A 287-nucleotide genomic window follows, 5' to 3' on the forward strand; every position below is an offset into this window, starting at 1 on the left:
GGTTCTTTGAAAACTAGATAATATCAATTTTCTTTTATAATTAATTAATAATTTCATTAATTAAGCCGAGAACACCGCGTATTTTGAGTTTTTTATTAGTAAAGTTTATTTACTTCGCGTAATACTCAATTAATCCATCACGTTAGTGATGAGGTTAAGTTATCAAGGGCGCATGGTGAATGCCTTGGCACTAGGAGCCGATGAAGGACGGGACTAACACCGATATGCTTCGGGGAGCTGTACGTAAGCTTTGATCCGGAGATTTCCGAATGGGGAAACCCAATCAT

1 rRNA gene is annotated in these 287 nt (G+C 37.6%); it reads left to right on the forward strand.

Annotated features, from left to right (window positions below):
* Positions 1–152: 152 nt before the first annotated feature.
* Positions 153–287, forward strand: a 23S ribosomal RNA gene (locus CES79_RS12450); the annotation flags it as partial.

Origin of the sequence: Secundilactobacillus silagei JCM 19001, assembly GCF_002217945.1 — a bacterium.
In the GTDB taxonomy this organism is placed as follows: Bacteria; Bacillota; Bacilli; order Lactobacillales; family Lactobacillaceae; genus Secundilactobacillus; species Secundilactobacillus silagei.